Source organism: Sulfuricurvum sp. (genome assembly GCF_031427015.1).
GTDB lineage: Bacteria > Campylobacterota > Campylobacteria > Campylobacterales > Sulfurimonadaceae > Sulfuricurvum.
Genome location: NZ_JASJOW010000002.1, coordinates 384,961 through 402,526, shown reverse-complemented (window position 1 = coordinate 402,526; position 17,566 = coordinate 384,961). Strand labels below are relative to the sequence as shown.

The 17,566-nt window shown below is 44.7% G+C and carries 17 protein-coding genes; 8 read left to right on the top strand and 9 right to left on the bottom strand.

What is annotated here, in order from left to right; all coding sequences use genetic code 11:
• Positions 1-6: 6 nt before the first annotated feature.
• From RMO68_RS04455 to grpE, 3 genes are all read right to left on the bottom strand, one after another.
• Complete coding sequence (locus tag RMO68_RS04455; RefSeq protein WP_310439506.1) at positions 7-303, bottom strand: type II toxin-antitoxin system RelE/ParE family toxin; 297 nt, start codon at positions 301-303, stop codon at positions 7-9.
• Positions 304-450: 147 nt separating this feature from the next.
• Complete coding sequence (dnaK, locus tag RMO68_RS04450) at positions 451-2,331, bottom strand: molecular chaperone DnaK (RefSeq protein ID WP_310439505.1); 1,881 nt, start codon at positions 2,329-2,331, stop codon at positions 451-453.
• A 25-nt stretch (positions 2,332-2,356) separates the two neighbouring features.
• The gene (gene grpE, locus RMO68_RS04445; RefSeq protein ID WP_310439504.1) at positions 2,357-2,896 is read right to left on the bottom strand and encodes a nucleotide exchange factor GrpE; all 540 of its coding nucleotides are present in this window, start codon (positions 2,894-2,896) and stop codon (positions 2,357-2,359) included.
• 169 nt (positions 2,897-3,065) lie between these two features.
• On the opposite strand from grpE, the gene RMO68_RS04440 reads away from it, so the two are divergent.
• Genes RMO68_RS04440 through RMO68_RS04430 form a run of 3 tightly spaced genes read left to right on the top strand, consistent with a single transcriptional unit; the run spans position 3,066 to position 7,244 of the window.
• Positions 3,066-4,463, top strand: a complete 1,398-nt coding sequence (locus tag RMO68_RS04440) for a DASS family sodium-coupled anion symporter (RefSeq protein ID WP_310439503.1) — start codon at positions 3,066-3,068, stop codon at positions 4,461-4,463.
• Complete coding sequence (locus RMO68_RS04435; RefSeq protein WP_310439502.1) at positions 4,460-5,707, top strand: hypothetical protein; 1,248 nt, start codon at positions 4,460-4,462, stop codon at positions 5,705-5,707. The genes RMO68_RS04440 and RMO68_RS04435 overlap by 4 nt, the downstream gene beginning before the upstream one ends.
• Before the next feature lie 46 nt (positions 5,708-5,753).
• On the top strand, positions 5,754-7,244 hold the full coding sequence (locus tag RMO68_RS04430; RefSeq protein ID WP_310439501.1) for a SagB/ThcOx family dehydrogenase: 1,491 nt from the start codon (positions 5,754-5,756) through the stop codon (positions 7,242-7,244).
• Here RMO68_RS04430 and RMO68_RS04425 read toward each other — a convergent pair whose 3' ends face one another.
• From RMO68_RS04425 to rpmB, 6 genes are all read right to left on the bottom strand, one after another.
• Entirely contained in the window at positions 7,245-7,820 is a 576-nt protein-coding gene (locus tag RMO68_RS04425; RefSeq protein WP_310439500.1) for a ComF family protein, read from the bottom strand.
• Between the two features lie 2 nt (positions 7,821-7,822).
• The gene (gene lepA, locus RMO68_RS04420) at positions 7,823-9,613 is read right to left on the bottom strand and encodes a translation elongation factor 4 (protein WP_310439499.1); all 1,791 of its coding nucleotides are present in this window, start codon (positions 9,611-9,613) and stop codon (positions 7,823-7,825) included.
• Complete coding sequence (locus RMO68_RS04415; protein ID WP_310439498.1) at positions 9,613-10,542, bottom strand: ribose-phosphate pyrophosphokinase; 930 nt, start codon at positions 10,540-10,542, stop codon at positions 9,613-9,615. Before RMO68_RS04415 ends, lepA begins: the two co-directional genes overlap by 1 nt.
• A gap of 66 nt (positions 10,543-10,608) precedes the next feature.
• On the bottom strand, positions 10,609-11,796 hold the full coding sequence (argJ, locus tag RMO68_RS04410) for a bifunctional glutamate N-acetyltransferase/amino-acid acetyltransferase ArgJ (protein ID WP_310439497.1): 1,188 nt from the start codon (positions 11,794-11,796) through the stop codon (positions 10,609-10,611).
• Positions 11,789-12,925 (bottom strand): NAD-binding protein, encoded by a 1,137-nt coding sequence (locus RMO68_RS04405; protein WP_310439496.1) that lies wholly within the window; start codon positions 12,923-12,925, stop codon positions 11,789-11,791. The genes argJ and RMO68_RS04405 overlap by 8 nt, the downstream gene beginning before the upstream one ends.
• Positions 12,926-12,946: 21 nt before the next feature.
• Positions 12,947-13,135: a 50S ribosomal protein L28 gene (gene rpmB / locus RMO68_RS04400; RefSeq protein WP_013459236.1), complete on the bottom strand. Its 189-nt coding sequence runs from the start codon at positions 13,133-13,135 to the stop codon at positions 12,947-12,949.
• A gap of 157 nt (positions 13,136-13,292) precedes the next feature.
• Between rpmB and RMO68_RS04395 the strand changes: the two genes are divergently transcribed.
• From RMO68_RS04395 to RMO68_RS04375, 5 genes are all read left to right on the top strand, one after another.
• A complete protein-coding gene (locus RMO68_RS04395) occupies positions 13,293-14,102 on the top strand; it encodes an HDOD domain-containing protein (protein ID WP_310439495.1) in 810 nt (269 codons plus the stop codon).
• Positions 14,086-15,480 (top strand): chemotaxis protein CheX, encoded by a 1,395-nt coding sequence (locus RMO68_RS04390; RefSeq protein ID WP_310439494.1) that lies wholly within the window; start codon positions 14,086-14,088, stop codon positions 15,478-15,480. The genes RMO68_RS04395 and RMO68_RS04390 overlap by 17 nt, the downstream gene beginning before the upstream one ends.
• 66 nt (positions 15,481-15,546) lie before the next feature.
• Entirely contained in the window at positions 15,547-16,188 is a 642-nt protein-coding gene (gene rpe / locus RMO68_RS04385) for a ribulose-phosphate 3-epimerase (RefSeq protein WP_310439493.1), read from the top strand.
• The gene (locus RMO68_RS04380) at positions 16,185-16,772 is read left to right on the top strand and encodes a phosphoribosylanthranilate isomerase (RefSeq protein ID WP_310439492.1); all 588 of its coding nucleotides are present in this window, start codon (positions 16,185-16,187) and stop codon (positions 16,770-16,772) included. The genes rpe and RMO68_RS04380 overlap by 4 nt, the downstream gene beginning before the upstream one ends.
• Positions 16,769-17,560: a 3'-5' exonuclease gene (locus RMO68_RS04375; RefSeq protein WP_310439491.1), complete on the top strand. Its 792-nt coding sequence runs from the start codon at positions 16,769-16,771 to the stop codon at positions 17,558-17,560. Before RMO68_RS04380 ends, RMO68_RS04375 begins: the two co-directional genes overlap by 4 nt.
• Positions 17,561-17,566: the final 6 nt, after the last annotated feature.

Below are 17,566 nucleotides of genomic sequence, written 5' to 3'. Positions count from 1 at the left end.
TACTCCTTATGAGTGATAATCAGTTATTTCTACATTGTCCGCACCCGATTCACTCCATCTAAAACAGATGCGATATTGATCGTTAATACGGATACTCATTTGATCGTCTCTATTTTCACGCAGTTTTTCGAGCCGATTTCCGGGGGGAACTTTTAACTCTTCGAGAGCTATCACCGAATCGAGTTGATCGAGTTTTCGAGATGCACTTTTCCATAACTCCATCGGAAGAGCTTTACGAGCTTGTTTGCTCTCTATCCCGTTAAATATATCCGATGTTGCCCGATCTGCAAAAGAAATTATCATGTAAAAATTATAGCATGGTATCCGTGATTTTATGCTTTGTATAACGTGAAGAAAAAAGAAATGAATTAAGAGTGGAAAGATAGATTCCCGCTTTCACGGGAATGACAGAGAAGTTACCCTTCGCCTAGCTCAGGGCGAACGGGGAGATTACTCGATTTCAGCGTCGATGACGTCGTCATCTTTTTTCGCGCTTGATGAAGCAGCGGCTTCGCCGCCTTCATTTTGTTTGTACATTTGCTCTGCCATTTTGTGACTCGCATCTGCCAATTTTTTGGTAGCCGTTTCAATCTCTTCTTTGGTAGCATCGGTATTTTTCAACACTGCTTTCAATTCTTCAAGAGCTGACTCGATCGCCGCTTTTTCAGTTGCATCGATTTTGTCTTCCATCTCTTTGAGAGATTTTTCCGTTTGGCTCGCAAGTGCGTCGGCTTGGTTGCGAAGATCTACGATCTCTTTACGTGCCGCATCTTCAGCTTTGTGAGCTTCTGCGTCTTGAACCATTTTGTTAATCTCTTCTTCACTAAGTCCTGAACTTCCGGAAATCGTGATCGATTGAGATTTACCGGTTCCTTTATCCGTCGAGCTAACCGTCAAGATACCGTTGGCATCGATGTCAAATGTTACCTCGATTTGAGGTACACCGCGTGGTGCGGCAGGGATACCGGTAAGCTCGAACAATCCGAGAGATTTGTTATCGCGGGCGAACTCACGCTCACCTTGACCTACAGAAATGCTAACGGCTGGTTGATTATCTTCCGCAGTCGAGAACACTTGTGATTTTTTAACTGGGATTGTGGTCCCTTTTTCGATGATTTTGGTCATTACACCGCCAAGCGTTTCGATCCCGAGTGACAATGGGGTAACATCGAGAAGAAGTACGTCTTTAACGTCTCCGCGAAGAACTCCACCTTGGATAGCGGCACCTGCTGCTACAACCTCATCCGGATTTACCCCTTTGTTAAGAGTTTTTCCGCCGAATTCATCGGATACCATTTTTTGTGCGATCGGAAGACGCGTTGATCCCCCAACCATGATAACTTCGTTGATTTCCTTGTTGCTAAGGCCTGCATCTTTCATTGCCGTTTTGATATGGCTAATCGTCTCTTTAACGAGAGTATCGATCATCCCCTCGAATTTCGCGCGGGTCAATTTCACAACTAAGTGTTTAGGACCTGATGCATCTGCGGTGATAAATGGAAGATTGATCTCTGTTTCTTCTGCTGAAGAGAGCTCTTTTTTCGCATTTTCAGCCGCGTCTTTGAGACGTTGAAGCGCCATTTTGTCCGCTTTGAGATCGATACCGTGATCGGATTTGAACTCGTTTGCGAGGAAGTCTACGATTTTATTATCGAAGTCATCCCCACCGAGGAACGCATTACCGTCGGTTGAGAGAACCTCGAAAGTCCCCTCGCTGATTTCGAGAACCGTAACGTCGAATGTTCCGCCCCCTAGATCGTAAACGAGAACTTTTTCATCCCCTTTTGAATCCAAACCGTACGCCAATGCTGACGCCGTCGGCTCATTGATGATACGTAGGACGTTCAACCCTGCAATCGTTCCCGCCTCTTTCGTCGCTTTACGCTGTGCATCATTGAAGTACGCAGGAACGGTAATAACCGCATCGGTTACCGATTGACCCAAGTATGACTCTGCATCCGCTTTGAGTTTTGAGAGGATTTTAGCCGAGATTTCTTGTGGCGTGTAGATTTTACCCGCTACGTCAACCGCAGCCATACCGTTTTTATCAACGATTTTATAGGTAACTTTGTCATGTGCCTCTTTAGCTTTCTCTTCGTTCATCATGAGACCCATGATACGTTTAACCGAATAGATCGTTTTATCCGGATTTGTAATCGCCTGACGTTTTGCAGGATCACCGACGAGGATTTCACCTTTGTCAGTAAACGCTACAACCGATGGCGTTGTATTTTTTCCCTCTTTGTTCGGGATGATTTTCGCTTCGCCGCCTTCATAGACAGCAACACATGAGTTTGTTGTTCCTAAATCGATACCAATAACTTTTGACATAATATTCTCCTGTTTTAAATTTTAATTAGTTTGCAATAACGACCATTGCATCACGCAATGTTCGCTCTTTGTATCGAAACCCTTTTTGAAAAGTGTTTACGATGGCTCCGCTTTCATGATCCGGAGAGTCCACGCGCTGTACCGCATTGTGAATATCAGGATTGAAAGGTTCAGATTCATCCACTGCCGTTACACCGTGTTTTTCAAGAACGCCTAGGAGCTGTTTCATCGTGAGTTCAACACCCTCTTTGAGTTTCTCCAACAATACTGCCGGTTCCGCTTCACTTCCCGTCGCGCTAATCGCCATCGAAAGGGAATCGACTACCGGAATCAAATCTTTGGCGAATTTTTCATTTGCATACTCAAGCGCTTGATATTTCTCACGCTCAAGACGTTTTTTGATATTATCAAAATCGGCATGTACGCGAGCATACTTGTCTTTCAACGATGCGAGTTCGGCCGTAATAGTTTCTAATTCATTCATGCTCTCAGCAACACTTTCTTCACCCTCGTTAAGGGCAACTTGTTCTTCACTGATTTGCTCTTCATTGACTGTATTTGACATGATTTCTAAAGACTCCTTTGTTGAAATCTAGTGTTATTATAATGCATTGAGTCACCTGTTGTCAAGAGGTATATGAATTTTTTTATGCAAAATAGTTGAGTCTATTTATATCAACTATAAACGGTGGGCTAAGATGCTATAATAACCCTATCTAATAAAAGGGGGATTGGTGGAGATCAAACGGTATATTTCTGTAGGGTCGTTGGTACTCTTTGCTACCTTCGTATGGTTTACTCCCCCTCCACTTGCTATCAATCTTACAACATGGCACCTATTTACCATTTTTATCACAACAATCGTTGCGATTCTCTTTAATATTCTCCCTATCATTGCCGCCGCGATCATTGCCCTCGCAATCAGCGTCTTAAGCGGTGTCATTGAACCATCACACGCGTATGCAGGCTTTTCGGAGAGTTTTATCCTCCTGATCGTTGCCGCGTTTTTAGTTTCTCATGCCGTCCATAAATCGGGACTGGGAAAACGGTTATCACTGCACATGATCCGCCGCTTCGGCCATTCCACATTAGGGCTTGGGTACAGCGTTATCGCGACCGATATTCTCATCGCCCCTGCGTTTCCGAGCAATACCGCCCGAAGCGGTGTCCTCTACCCCATCGTTTATGGACTTGCGCATGATTGCGGTTCTAAGGTGGGAGACAATACCCATCGCAGAGCGGGGAGTTATCTCATGATGACCTCGATGGCGGGACTTACCATCTCCTCGGGACTTTGGCTCACGGCGATGGCGGTCAATCCTGTCGGTGTTGGAATTGCGGAGAAGATGGGAATCCATATCACGTTTGGTAGCTGGCTTTTATATGCGATTGTCCCAACCCTCATCGCCTTTGCCCTTATCCCGTGGATGCTCTATCGTATTTATCCCCCCGAGATGAAAGAGACCCCCGATGCTCCTCAGAAAGCCGTTATTGCCTTGGAACATATGGGGCGTATCAGCCGCAATGAATGGATCACCGCAGGGGTATTTGTCTCCATGCTCACCCTTTGGGCACTATCGGGGCTATTCCCTATCGATAAGGCGGCGGTTGCATTCGGTGGACTGGGGATTTTGATGGCAACTAAAGTATTTGGAATTGAGGATTTCCGAAGCCAAGGAGAAGCGCTGAGCACTCTTATTTGGTTTGCTATTCTCTTCGGTCTCTCTACCCAGCTCGCCGAGCAAGGATTTATGAATGCCGTTGCCGAGCACTTTACCCAATACCTTATCGGGCTTTCATGGATGTGGGTCTATTTCTCGCTCATTTTAGTCTATGTCTTGATCCATTATCTTTTCGTTTCACAAAGTGCCCATCTCTTAGCTCTGTTCGGTATCTTCCTCGCGATAGGGGTTCAAGCGGGAGTACCGGGAGAGTTGATGGCGATGATGCTGTTGTTTGCGACTAATTTCAACGCTACGATTACGCCGCAGGGCTCTTCGTGTAATGCGATCTATCTCAGTTCAGGCTACATCACTGCCCGTGATATCTATATCTACGGCGGTGCGGTGACACTGTTGACCTTTCTCATCTTTATGATCATCGGCACGCCGTGGATATTGGCACTCCTATGAAACGGGTCCGTAACTTTCATCGAACCTTACCGGGTAGATTACTCCTCTCGCTCCTCGGTATTGTATTCGTCATCGCGTTAATACTGTTTACTCCGGTGGGGAACCGTATGATGACTCCTGTAGTCAACCTATCACTCACCTCAGCACTCTCCACCCCGATCACAGTACAGGAATTCACCCTCACCCCTAATCGTTTTCGCCTCCTTTTCCAAGACGACCGTGGAAATACTTTCTCTACCCAAGGGGGATTTTCACTTCTGACATTGCGAATGTATGCCCACTATCGATTGGAGTGTTTCCAAACTGGTGGTCTCAATCCGATATCCACTCCTTTAAAAATGGAAGGTTCTCTAAATGGGGGGATTTCATCCTTTCTGATTCAAGGCAATGCAACTATTTGGGGAGGAGAGTTGTTGTATAAAACAGAGCTTCATCGCTTTCAGCTCGCGTCTGTAGATCTTAAAATAAATGCCATTGAGTATGAAGCTCTACTGCATTTTCTTGAATATCCTTCCGATACCGATACGACCCTTACCGGTGAAGTTTCACTTCACGGGTTTGATCGCCGTGATGTTGAGGGGGATATTTCATTAACGACGCAAACACACCGTCTCACCTCGACACCTCTCGATGAAGAGAACAATACTTCATTTGATTTCAAATCACTTTTAGCCGATAATGAGGGGGTAATTAAAGCATTTCACGTTAATGTACTCATGAATGCTTCATTAGCACATGCCGGTATTTTAGAACCGTTTATCGGTTACCCTCTCAGTACTCCATTAGAGCTTAATGCTACCCTCAAAGGGGACAAAAGCTTCCTACGCTTCAAAGCACGTACGTCCGTAGCCAAAAGTGATACCTCAATGACACTCGAAATTTTGGAGTTAGAACCTTCTCGACTTCTTCTGGATTTGAGACATGCCGATGTAGAACAAACCTTCGCCCTCTTTTCTCTCCCGGCACCCATAAAAGGGAGAGTCGACGGATCAGGTGAATTCAATACGACTAACGGAGAACTTGAGCTAATCTTGATGCAGGCCGTTACCATCCCGTCCGTCTTACGCAAAGAGTATCAAATCACTCAGCCGCTTATCCATTTTAATGCGGATATCACCGCTACGGCAAATCTGAAAGGGGTTCATTATCGTGCCGCTTTTAAATCAGATTTGAATCGTCTCGAAATCGACAATACGACTACCCATGATCAAATGCTTCGAGAACTTTTAAAGAGTCTTCGCTAAGTGAAATATAAAGGGGGGATTTACCCCTTTTAATTACAATCTCTCCATGAATACTATTACTGCCGTTCTCGACTATCATGATCGAACCAAGCATCGCCCCCATCGTTATGCACAGAGTCTAGGGTATATGGATTGGGCTACCCAGCCTAATCCCTATCGCCGTTACGAAGGTGCTCCGCTTATTCCTCTAACCCACACGGAGGTAACACCCCCGTATCATCTCCTGTTTCAAAACGATGGTTTACCTTCTGCTCCGCTGTGTTTGGAATCCCTCTCACAGCTGTTACGCTATTCACTCGGACTTGCCGCTATCAAAAGTCACGGCGGTTCATCATGGGCACTGCGCTGTAATGCCAGTAGCGGCAATCTCCAACCCACAGAGTGCTATATTATTGCCCCAGCTATCCTAGGGATTAGTGAGCACCCTACCCTCTCGCACTATGCACCGCGTGAACACGCTTTGGAGTTACTTCATACCTATGAGAAACCTATACCGAAAGACGGATTTACTATCGCTCTAAGCTCAATTCTATGGCGAGAAGCATGGAAATACGGTGAACGGTGCTATCGATACTGCCAACTTGATGCGGGGCATGCCTATGGTGCGATCAAAATCGCGTGTACCATGTTAGGGTGGAGATGTGAGATACAAAGTATCGATACCAAAGAGATCGCACACGCTTTCGGTCTCGATCAGTATGAGCGATTTCATCCGGTAGAGAGAGAATCGCCCGATTTGCTCATTCGTATCGGAAATGCTTCCTCCCTCCCCTCACTTCCGCCACTCCCATACCCTGCCAATCTCCTCAGCCCATCCCACCATGATTGGCCTATTTTGTCGGTAATCGATGAAGCGACCCAAGGAATTTATCCCTTAACAAAGCCGCTAAGCGCCCCTCGAAGCATTCCCTCACCCTCTAAAAATGCCTCAGAGGTTATCCTAAAACGGCGCAGTGCCCAAATGATGGATGGTAGTGGAATCACACAGGAGGCATTTCGTACCGTGCTGGATAGTTCACGGTTTTGTGCTGAAGCTTCGGATGTTCATTTCATACTATTTATTCACCGAGTCGAAAGACTGGAGAAAGGGCTCTATGCCTTTGTCCGAAAGAGAGATGATCTAGAAAAGCTCAAAAATGCTATGGATCAAACCTTCATTTGGGAAGATTGTAAAGATGGGCTCTACTGTTTGCAAAAAGGGGATTATCGCGGCGCGGCGCAAATGATCTCGTGCAACCAAGAGATTGCCAAAGAGGGGGCATTTAGTTTTGGAATGCTGTGTGATTTTTCATCGTCTCTCGAACGTAACGGCACTATCGGATATAAAAACCTTTACCATCAATGCGGGATGATCGGACAAATGCTCTACCTTGAAGCCACTTCACTCAATCTGAGCGCAACAGGAATAGGGTGTTTTTTAGATGATGAGTTTCATGCACTGCTGGGGCTGAGAGACCAGCGCTTTCAATCCCTCTACCATTTTACGATCGGACGGGCTATCGTCGATACACGTATTACAACCTTACCGCCGTATTGACTACTTATTCTCCGCATCGGTAAGGGTCAAGCAGAGAATAACCTTTTTTCCTTTCGCATGAAGCATCTCAGTGGCTTCACTCAATGTCGTCCCCGTCGTGACAATGTCATCAACCAAAATCACTTCTTTTTCCCAAAACGGCTGATAATAAAACCGACGTGGATTCATCAATCTCTCTTCAACACTTTTCCCCGCGTATTTATGGTGATTCGTAGCTCTTAATTTTCCATAATAGGGGGTTATATTAGGTGATGTAAGTGCTTTATTCAGCACTGCGGTGTGAGAATAGCCACTGGTAGCATGATCGTCGATACCGAGTGAGGCGACACGGTTTTCATACTGCCACTCTTTTGCAAATACCCCGAATGCACGCTTCGCTAAAATGGTATAGATGTAGTATCCCACATCGGTGTGTTTGGTCAGTAACAGCGGTTCGATATCGTTGTAAGGGAAAAAGGAGTAAACAGGGATAGAACCCATAATTTTGCGTTTATGAAGTTGGGGAATTAGCAGAGAGTCTTGACACGAGGAGCAGATATGTGAGAAGCTAAGCCGCTCGCACATCATACAGCGCATGACTAGTCCATTTTGAGGACGGACATAAATGCTTCTTGGGGAAGTTGAACCTTCCCGATTGCTTTCATCCGCTTTTTACCCTCTTTTTGTTTGTCGAGCAGTTTACGTTTACGGGAGATATCCCCGCCGTAACATTTGGCGGTAACATTTTTACCCATCGATTTGACCGTTTCACGGGCGATAACACGATTTCCGATACTCGCTTGGATCGCCACTTCGAAAAGCTGACGCGGAACGATCTCTTTCATGTTCGTAACCAACGCACGACCGCGTGTATCGGCAGAGGTTCGAGGAACGATAACGCTGAGGGCATCGACGACATCCCCCGCAACACGGACATCGAGTTTGACCAAATCTCCTTGACGGAATTCGATAGGATCGTAATCGAAACTCGCATACCCTTTAGAGGTTGATTTGAGTTTATCGTAAAAATCGACGACGATTTCGTTCATCGGCATAACATAGATAAGCATGACTCGTGTTTCGTTGAGATACTCCATCTTCTCTTGCATACCCCGTTTATTAGTCAAAAGGGTAATCACATTCCCCAAATAATCGGTCGGAACGATCACTGTTGCACGAACGTACGGCTCTTCGATTTTCTCAATCGTTTGCGGCTCAGGAAGTTCACTCGGATTTTGGACTTCAATCATCGTTCCATCGGTCTTATAGACTTTATAGATAACCGAAGGAGCGGTAGCGATGAGATCGAGATTAAATTCCCGTTCCAACCGCTCTTTGACTACTTCCATGTGAAGCATCCCCAAAAATCCGACACGGAACCCAAAGCCTAGAGCAACGGAGGTTTCCGGCTCATAACTAAGGCTACTGTCGTTGAGTTTGAGTTTATCGAGGGCATCGCGCACCGATTCAAACTCGTCGGTATCGATCGGATAGAGTCCTGCAAATACAAACGGTTTTGCGGGAGCGTATTCACCCACCGGTTCAAGCGTCGGATTTCGTGCATCGGTAATCGTATCGCCGACACGGATAGAGCCAACCTCTTTAACACCCAATATAACAATCCCGATCTCTCCGGCTTTGATAGCTTGTGTTTTTTGACGACGCAGCGGATGAGGATACATCAGCTCCAACACTTGATGATTTTCATCATTGTGCATCAGTTTAATCATCTGACCCATCTTGATCTCACCGTCGAATACACGTACGAGTGCCATAGCCCCTTGATACGCATCAAACCATGAATCATAAATTATCGCTTTGGTTGTCGCAGCTGGGTCACCCGCAGGTGCTGGGATACGATCGACGATAGCATCGATAAGCGTACGAATACCCACACCCGTTTTCGCTGAGATCATAATTGCATCGGTCGCATCGATCCCGATAGTGGTTTCGATCTCTTCGGCAACCCGTTCAGGCTCTGCGGCGGGAAGATCGATTTTATTGATTACGGGAATAAGGGTGAGATTATTTTCCATCGCCATATAGACGTTTGCGATGGTTTGCGCTTCAACCCCTTGTGCCGCATCAACGATCAAAAGTGCCCCGTCACTGGAAGCCAATGATTTGGAAACTTCATAGCTGAAATCAACGTGACCCGGAGTGTCAATCAGATTGAGGATGTAGTGTTTACCGTCTTTGACGTAATCGAGACGAACGCTTTGGGCTTTGATCGTAATCCCCCGCTCTTGCTCGATGTCCATCGTATCCATCATTTGTTTAGAGAGTTCACGATCGCTAACTGCTCCGCACTCTTGGATAATACGATCGGCTAACGTACTTTTACCGTGGTCGATGTGGGCGATGATTGAAAAGTTGCGAATATTATCCATTAGCTAAACAAACTGTTGACACTTTCATTATGATAAACGCGACGAATCACTTCAGCAAACAGTGGGGCAACGCTCAATACTTTGATTTTATCGCTTTGACCGCTCAATACCAGCGTATTTGAAATCACCAATTCATCGAGTTCGCCGTTATTAAGGTTTTCGTATGCTTTTCCGCTAAGTACGCCGTGTGTGGCACACGCCATAACCGATGTAGCACCCCGTTTTTTCAATGCGGCGGCCGCTTTCACCATTGTACCTGCCGTATCGACCATATCATCGATCATAATGATGTCTTTACCGGCAACGTCACCGATGATGTTCATCACTTCGCTTTCGTTCGCTTTTTCACGACGTTTATCGACGATAACCATATCAAGACCCAATTTTTCGGCAAAATAGCGGGCACGCGCTACCCCGCCGATGTCCGGAGAAGCGATAACAGGATTCGGAAGGTTTTTAGAACGAATATACTCTTCAAAAATAATCGCACCGTAAAGATTGTCAACAGGAATATCAAAAAATCCTTGGATTTGCCCCGCATGTAAATCGATCGTCACAACACGGTCAATTCCCGCTGTTTCAAACATATCGGCAACCAGTTTAGCGGTAATAGGGACACGGGGAGCCGCTTTACGATCTTGTCGTGCGTATCCGAAATAGGGGACGACTGCCGTAATGGAGTTCGCTGATGAGCGGCGAAGGGCATCGGTCATAATCAGTAATTCCATCAAATTATCATTCGATGGGGCACCGGTAGATTGGATGATAAAAACATCGCGTCCGCGAACACTCTCCGAGATTTGAACGTTAATCTCTCCGTCACTAAAACGTTTTACTGAAGCTTTGGAGAGGGGAACATCGAGGGTTCTGCACACTTCCGCCGCAAACTCGGTACACGCTGAACCGCTGAAAATTTTATATCCGCGCATTAAGTTATCCTGTTGCCGTTAAATTATCGCGATTATAGCAACCTATCACTTTAGTAACGGTTAAAACTACGTGCGATAATCCGCATTTATTTTGACATATTCATGCCCCAAATCACATCCGTAAGCGGTAAATTCACCGTCTTGCAGCCCGATATCGCAATGGATCGTAAAGGCACTTTTTTGCATAACGCGCGCGGCGAGAGGCTCAAGTTTTTCATCGAAGAGCAACTCCCCTTTTTTGTAAACGCATACCTCATCAAACCAGATACTCAAGAAGGCTTCATCACACATAATACCGCTCGCGCCTACGGTAGAAGCGATACGCCCCCAGTTGGGATCTTGACCGAAAAGTGCCGTTTTGACAAGGAGTGAATTGCTGAGCGCTTTCGCCGCAATCTCCGCCTCTTTGTGGTTGATCGCACCCGTAACTTTGTAGGTTACCAGCTTTGTAGCTCCCTCGCCGTCACGTACCATCTCCTTGGCCAAAAAGAGCATAATGGATTCGAGTGCTTCTTTGAACGCTTCCGGATGAAATACGCCGCTCTCACCGTTTGTCATCACTAAAACCGTATCATTGGTCGACGTGTCTCCATCGACACTCGCGGCATTAAACGTCGTATGAACACACTCATCGAGGATACTTTGCATCGTGCTTTTGTCCACTGCCGCATCGGTCGTAATAAAGCACAGCATGGTTGCCATCGCCGGATTAATCATCCCGGCACCTTTAGCCATTGCACCGATGCGAAACGATTGTCCGTTATCCAAAACAACTTCATACGCGATCCGTTTTGAGAAAGTATCGGTTGTCATAATCGCTTCAGAAGCGTTAACCCCCTCGCGACGTGTAAGATCGAAATTCATCGCCCCTTCGATAATTTTCGCTTTCGGAAGACGTACTCCGATAACACCCGTAGAACTCATTACAGGGTTTTGAATCTGAGGAAATTTCTTTTGCACCGCCGTCAAAACATCATCAATATCATCAATCCCCGCACGGCCTGTCATTGCATTGGCATTTCTGGCATTGATTAGGACGAAATTTCCTTCAAATTCCCCTTGAGCGCGAAAATGGCGTATCGGTGCCGCCGTCATTTTATTGGTCGTAAATACCGAAGCGATCGCACACAATTTGTCAGAGTAGATAAAAGCGAGATCTTTGGCCCCCTCTTTTTTCAATCCGATGTGAATACCGTCCGCAAAGAACCCCTTTGCCGCGCACACACCACCCTCAATAGCGTTTAGTTTATACATATTTGAGTTCCTCCGGTTTTTCGTGTTTTTTAACCAATGTTTTTGTAAATAAAATCCCTTTTTGAGTCCCGATAACAAGCAGCTTACATTCGCTCATAACCAAAACATCCCCTTTAGGCATCGGCATCAATTTTCCGTCTTTTTTCGTAATTCCGATAACCGATACATTGGCTATATCACGCAAATGGGTCTCTTTTAACTTTTTAAGAACCATCCAGCTCGTTTTAGGGACAAATATCTCTTCCATATCAAGCGGAGTATCACTTTTATACAAAAATTGCTCGAGTAAATTCTCCATATCGGGACGCGCCGCCATCGCCGTAATGCGCTGTGCCGTCAGTTTTGTCGGAGAAACGACGGTATCGGCACCCAATTTTTTGAGTTTATCGATATCGTTGACATCTTCTGCCGCACTGATAACATAATAAGCGTTAGGGATACGATGTTCTTTTTCAAACAACCGTACCGAGGCGATCAATGCAATATTATCCGCCATTGAGCTTGACAAGGTAATAAGTCCCTTTGCAGAACTTAGATGGGCTTTGAGCATCGCCTCTTCGGTATGGGGTTCAGCTTGAATATAATAAGGATATTGGTATTGTTTGGCCAACGCTTCCATATCTGCTCGGGGGTCGATGACCACAAACGGAATATGGTTTGCACGTAACTGTTTCGTCACCTGCACCGCATATTCGTTATGATAACAAATGACGAAATGTTTTTTAAGTCGGGCAATTCGATACAACATTTTTCGTTCCTTCAATATTCGTTTGAGTTCCCCCCGATTGATCACATCGACGATAATCCCCAAAGCCAGAGTAAATACCGCAAATCCAAAAATAATCAGAGTGATAGTAAACAGTTTCCCCAGAGGGGTGAATTCTCCCTCTCCCAAAGAGCCGAATCCGACGGTTGTAAACGTATAGCCTGTTTGAAAGAGTGCATTGATAAGAGTGTGGCCTTCGATATACATGTAACCGAGAGTTCCAAAAATCATACATAGCTGGATAAGGATAAGGGGGGTTCTAAAAGGGAGAAACTGAGCATATAACTCAGCATCTAAAGTGATGTCAGGCTTGGGAGAAGGCTCCCAATTGAGAAATTTCTGTAACTTTTGAATCAGATTCAACGTAGACCCTTCAGGGGACGTTTACGAATCTTTTTTCAACGTGCGAAGTTCAGAAGCAGCGATTTTAAGTTTTTTGGTAGTACCGTCTTCAAGCGTTACGCGAACAGTACGAAGGTTTGGTAAAAAACGACGCTTAGTTCTATTTTTCGCGTGAGAAACATTGTTCCCGCTCATTGGGCCTTTACCGCTAATAGCACATTTTCTTGCCATTTTGAGGCTCCTTGCGTAAATTTTAGTTGCGAATTTTATCGCAATGAACCCAAAGTTTACCTTAAGTAATGGTTTAACGTATATAAAGGCTCCTTTAATCAATTGACCATTACAATTAGCACACTTTAAAAATAATTATGATTGGATGCTGTGACACGTGGTTACCCAAGAACGAATTTTGCTTTACATCCAAAATATACCGCCCGCTCCCACCGTTGTCAAGCAAACACTTGATTATGTCCGAATCGGTGATTTAACCAAAGCAGCCAAATGTGCCGAAGAAGATCCTGCCCTTCGCCTTTACCTCAGAACATTGGTCAACCGTCCTATTTACGGTTTTCGTAATGAAATTAGCGACTTACCTCAAATTTTCAGTATTCTTGGGATTTCTACGGCGCAACAAATTTTATACAACTATTTACTCACCCTTTTAGCCCCAAAAGAGTGGGCTCTCTTTCACCTCAGTTCCCAAGCATTTTACGATTTGCAAGCCTCCCTAAGCCGTAAATGGGCAAAAATACTTACCCATTTAAATCTTCTCAATCCTGAGACCGAAAGCGCTATTACCCTTCTGCCTGCCAGCATCATTGTCTGTGATGCGCTTTTTGGGGAGTGCAAAAATGAAGTAGAGCAATTACGAAGCGTTAAGGCTTTGGATTACAATACCATCCTTTTTCGATTGAGTAAACGCTCATTATTTGATATGTGTACCGAAATTGCGCAAAAATGGGAGCTTTCTCCTGCAATTGCCCGCATTGTCCACGCATCTTCCGGCTTGGATCAAAATATCGATCCTAAAGATAGAATCTTAGCGCAGTGGATGCACCTGCTCCTTTTTTATGAATTGAGCCAAAGTACCTATGTGGGTGCAGGACTCAATGAGTTTATTGAGTTTCAAATTGAGTTTGTTCAGGATATATACGAATCTTTTATGCAGGTGGTGGAGTACGATGAGACCAACGGTTAAAGGGCGTATTGCCGTTTTCCACCCGCAAGGATTTTTGGATGGAAACAATGCACCCTCTTTTTTAACTATCGATGATATAAAAGCAACCGAAGCACTCAATATCGATATGCTTTTAGTCTCATTAAAAAAAGTTATTTTTTTCAATAAGAACGGCTTGGATGTTTTTATTCGCCTCTTACTCAATATTCGCAGTCATAAGCATGTCTCGGTCGGACTGTGCGATTACGACTCCGCAAAATTTAAAACCATCAATACATTTTATGGTAGCAACCTCAACTTTTCCCTTTTCCGGACAGAAAAAATCGCTGAGCTTTTTGTCCCAAGCAATAAAAACGATTCCCGAACCGTTCTCCTTTATAACGAAGAACCGTCTCAACGCTCGGCTATGGCGATTGAACTTTTTGATTACGGGCATAATCCCGTAATCGCCCAGAGTAAAAAAGAGTTCGAAGAAAAAAAACAAAGTCCCGATCTTTATTACGCCATTATTGAAGATACCTACTTAGGATTATTCGGTCAAAAAATTGCAACCCGTGTCACCGGCAATGCGATCATTTATACTATTGCCAATTTTTTAGATGCCGAAATCGGTAATACGTTTAACATTGCCTACCATAACAATTCTCTGAATGTCGGATTTCGCCTATTTATCTTTGACGCATATAAAGTCGTCTCGATGAATGTCCATGCCCTTAATTTCTTTACCAAACTGGCATCTTCGGCAGCAGAGTATAACGCTTCCATCTGCTTTGTCGGACTAACCTTTGAAAAAACTCCTATAACATTCAAACACGATCTTGAAGATGCCGGTATCATGTTTTTTGATCAGATGGAAGACATCCTAAAAAACAAAGAGTTACTGCAAGAACTCGGAGGGAGCAGCGCTGCCTCTTCGAAACAAGTCCGAAGCCTAACAAAAGCACTAATCAATGAACTTCCCGGATTTATTGATGCTACCGTTTCAACTATCGCCATGATGACAAATGCACAAGCGATCAAAGAGTCCATGAAAATTCAACCGCTTGAAATTCATAATACGGCAGATCAATACGCCAGTTCCATCGGATTTTACGGTGATTTGGACGGAATGATTATCCTCGTTTTTCCAAAGGATATCGCAAAAAAAGCGTGCGAGCTCCTTATCGGCGAAGGGATTGAGGATGAAGAATCGATCCTCGATTCATTGGCAGAGTTTGTCAATATTATCGGAGGACGAGCAAAAGCCCTGCTCGGAGAGAAAAAAAATCGTGTCGATATTACCCTACCACGTACCTATATGGATGTCAATTCACTAATGGAAATGGCTCAAAACAAAAAAGGGGTTCAGGTAGACCTTAGTTTTGAGGGAAGTCACTTTATATTCTTTTTGACACGATAGAGTTATCAAAGCTAGCTGCAAACCTTTTTCGCTAAAATAACAGAAATATTACTCAAGGTGTACACCATGCTCGTTGCCCCCAGTGTCCTCTCTGCCGATTTCGGTAATTTAGCGCGTGATGTCCGTGCCATTTGCGACGCGGGGTGTGATTTGGTACACGTTGATGTAATGGATGGCCATTTTGTCCCCAACCTTACCATCGGGCCGGTTGTCGTCAGTGCTATCGCACGCGCGGCTACCAAACCCCTTGATATCCATTTAATGGTTCAAAACAACACTTTTTTTGTTGATCTCTTCGCCCCGTTAAAACCCGAATACATCTCTTTTCATATTGAAGAAGAAAAAAATCCTCATCGTCTTATCCAGCATATCCGTTCACTCGGGATTAAACCTGCCATTGTTTTAAATCCCCATACTCCTGCGGAAGCTATTGAATATCTGTTGGGTGATTTAGATATGGTACTGGTGATGTCTGTCAATCCCGGATTCGGCGGGCAAAAATTTATCCCGACTGTTATTGATAAAATCTGCCGCCTTAAAACGCTTCGAGATCGTATTAACCCACAATGCCTCATTGAAATCGACGGAGGGATCGGAAGCTCTAATATTCAAAAACTTAAAGAAGCCGGTGTTGATATCTGCGTCGCCGGAAGCTATGTTTTCGGAGCCGAGGATTATAAAACTGCGATTGACAGCTTAAAAGTATGAGAGTCAAGATCTGCGGAATCACCAATTTAGACGATGCGCTTTATGCCATCCATGCCGGAGCCGATGCGCTTGGATTTGTTTTTTATCCGGAATCCCCTCGCTATATTTCTCCCGAAAACGCTCATAAAATTATCGAAAAGCTCCCCCCGTTTGTTGAGAAAGTAGCCCTCTTTGTAAATGAAGCTCCCGATTTTATCCGTAGAACCTGCCTCCAGAGCGGATGCACTTTGGCACAAATCCATTTTGATGTAAGTGATGATTTTTTTGCTCAGGTTAATTTTCCGACTCTGCGTGTGATCCGTGCCCAAAAGCGTGAAGATATCCTTGATTATTCCGATGAATATCGTCTTATTGATGCGTATTGCGAAGCTTTCGGCGGCAGCGGAAAACGGCTTAATATCGAATGGTTTAAAGGGATAGACTGCTCAAAAATTATTCTAGCAGGCGGGCTTACTCCTGAAAATGTCGCTCCCTTAAGCGAGTACGGTTTTTATGCGGTCGATGTTAGCAGCGGGGTTGAAGCCTCTTATGGAAAAAAAGATTCTTCCCTTGTTAGTGCTTTTATCACAAAGGCAAAGGCGTGAAGCTGTTTGATCCTAAAATTCTCGCCCGTCTTACAAAAAACGGTGTTCCCAAAGAAGAGTTTGAAACCTCTTTAGGAAGTGAGCATGAACTCAATTTAGAACTTCTCAAAGCTCAAGGGATGAATATTATTTTAGACCGTGGATACTATCGATTTCAAACGGCTCTCACTTCGGTTGCCGACACTCTTTTTTGTATCGTAGATGTTGAATCCAACGGTTCTAAACCATCCCATCACCAAATCATTGAAATCGGTGCGGTGAAGCTCCAAAACGGAAAAATTCTAGATACCTATGAAAGCTTAGTCTACTGCAGTGATATCTCCGATCAAATCCAGGAAATTACAGGAATAAAGACGGAGCAAACCCTAAAAGCACCCGCATTAAGCAAAGTAATGCGTGAATTTCGCCTCTTTTTGGGGGATGCGGTATTTGTTGGGCACGATGCCAAATTTGATTATAATTTCGTCTCGGCAATGATGGAGCGTGTAGGTCTGCAACGGTTATTAAACCGCTCTTTGTGTACGATAGATTTGGCTGAGCGGACTTTCGAATCTGAACGTTACGGATTAGCATACCTGAACGAACAACTTGAGCTCTATCGTGATGCAACACATCACCGTGCCCTCTCCGATGCCATGACAACTACAAAACTCCTCAAGCGAACCCTCGCCATCCTTCCCGATTCGATTCATACAACCGAAGAACTGATAGCTTTTTCAAAAGAGGCAAAAAAAATGAAACGTTTAAAACCGGAGAAAAAAGAGAAGGCGGAAAAGGTGGAAGAATAAGGGGAA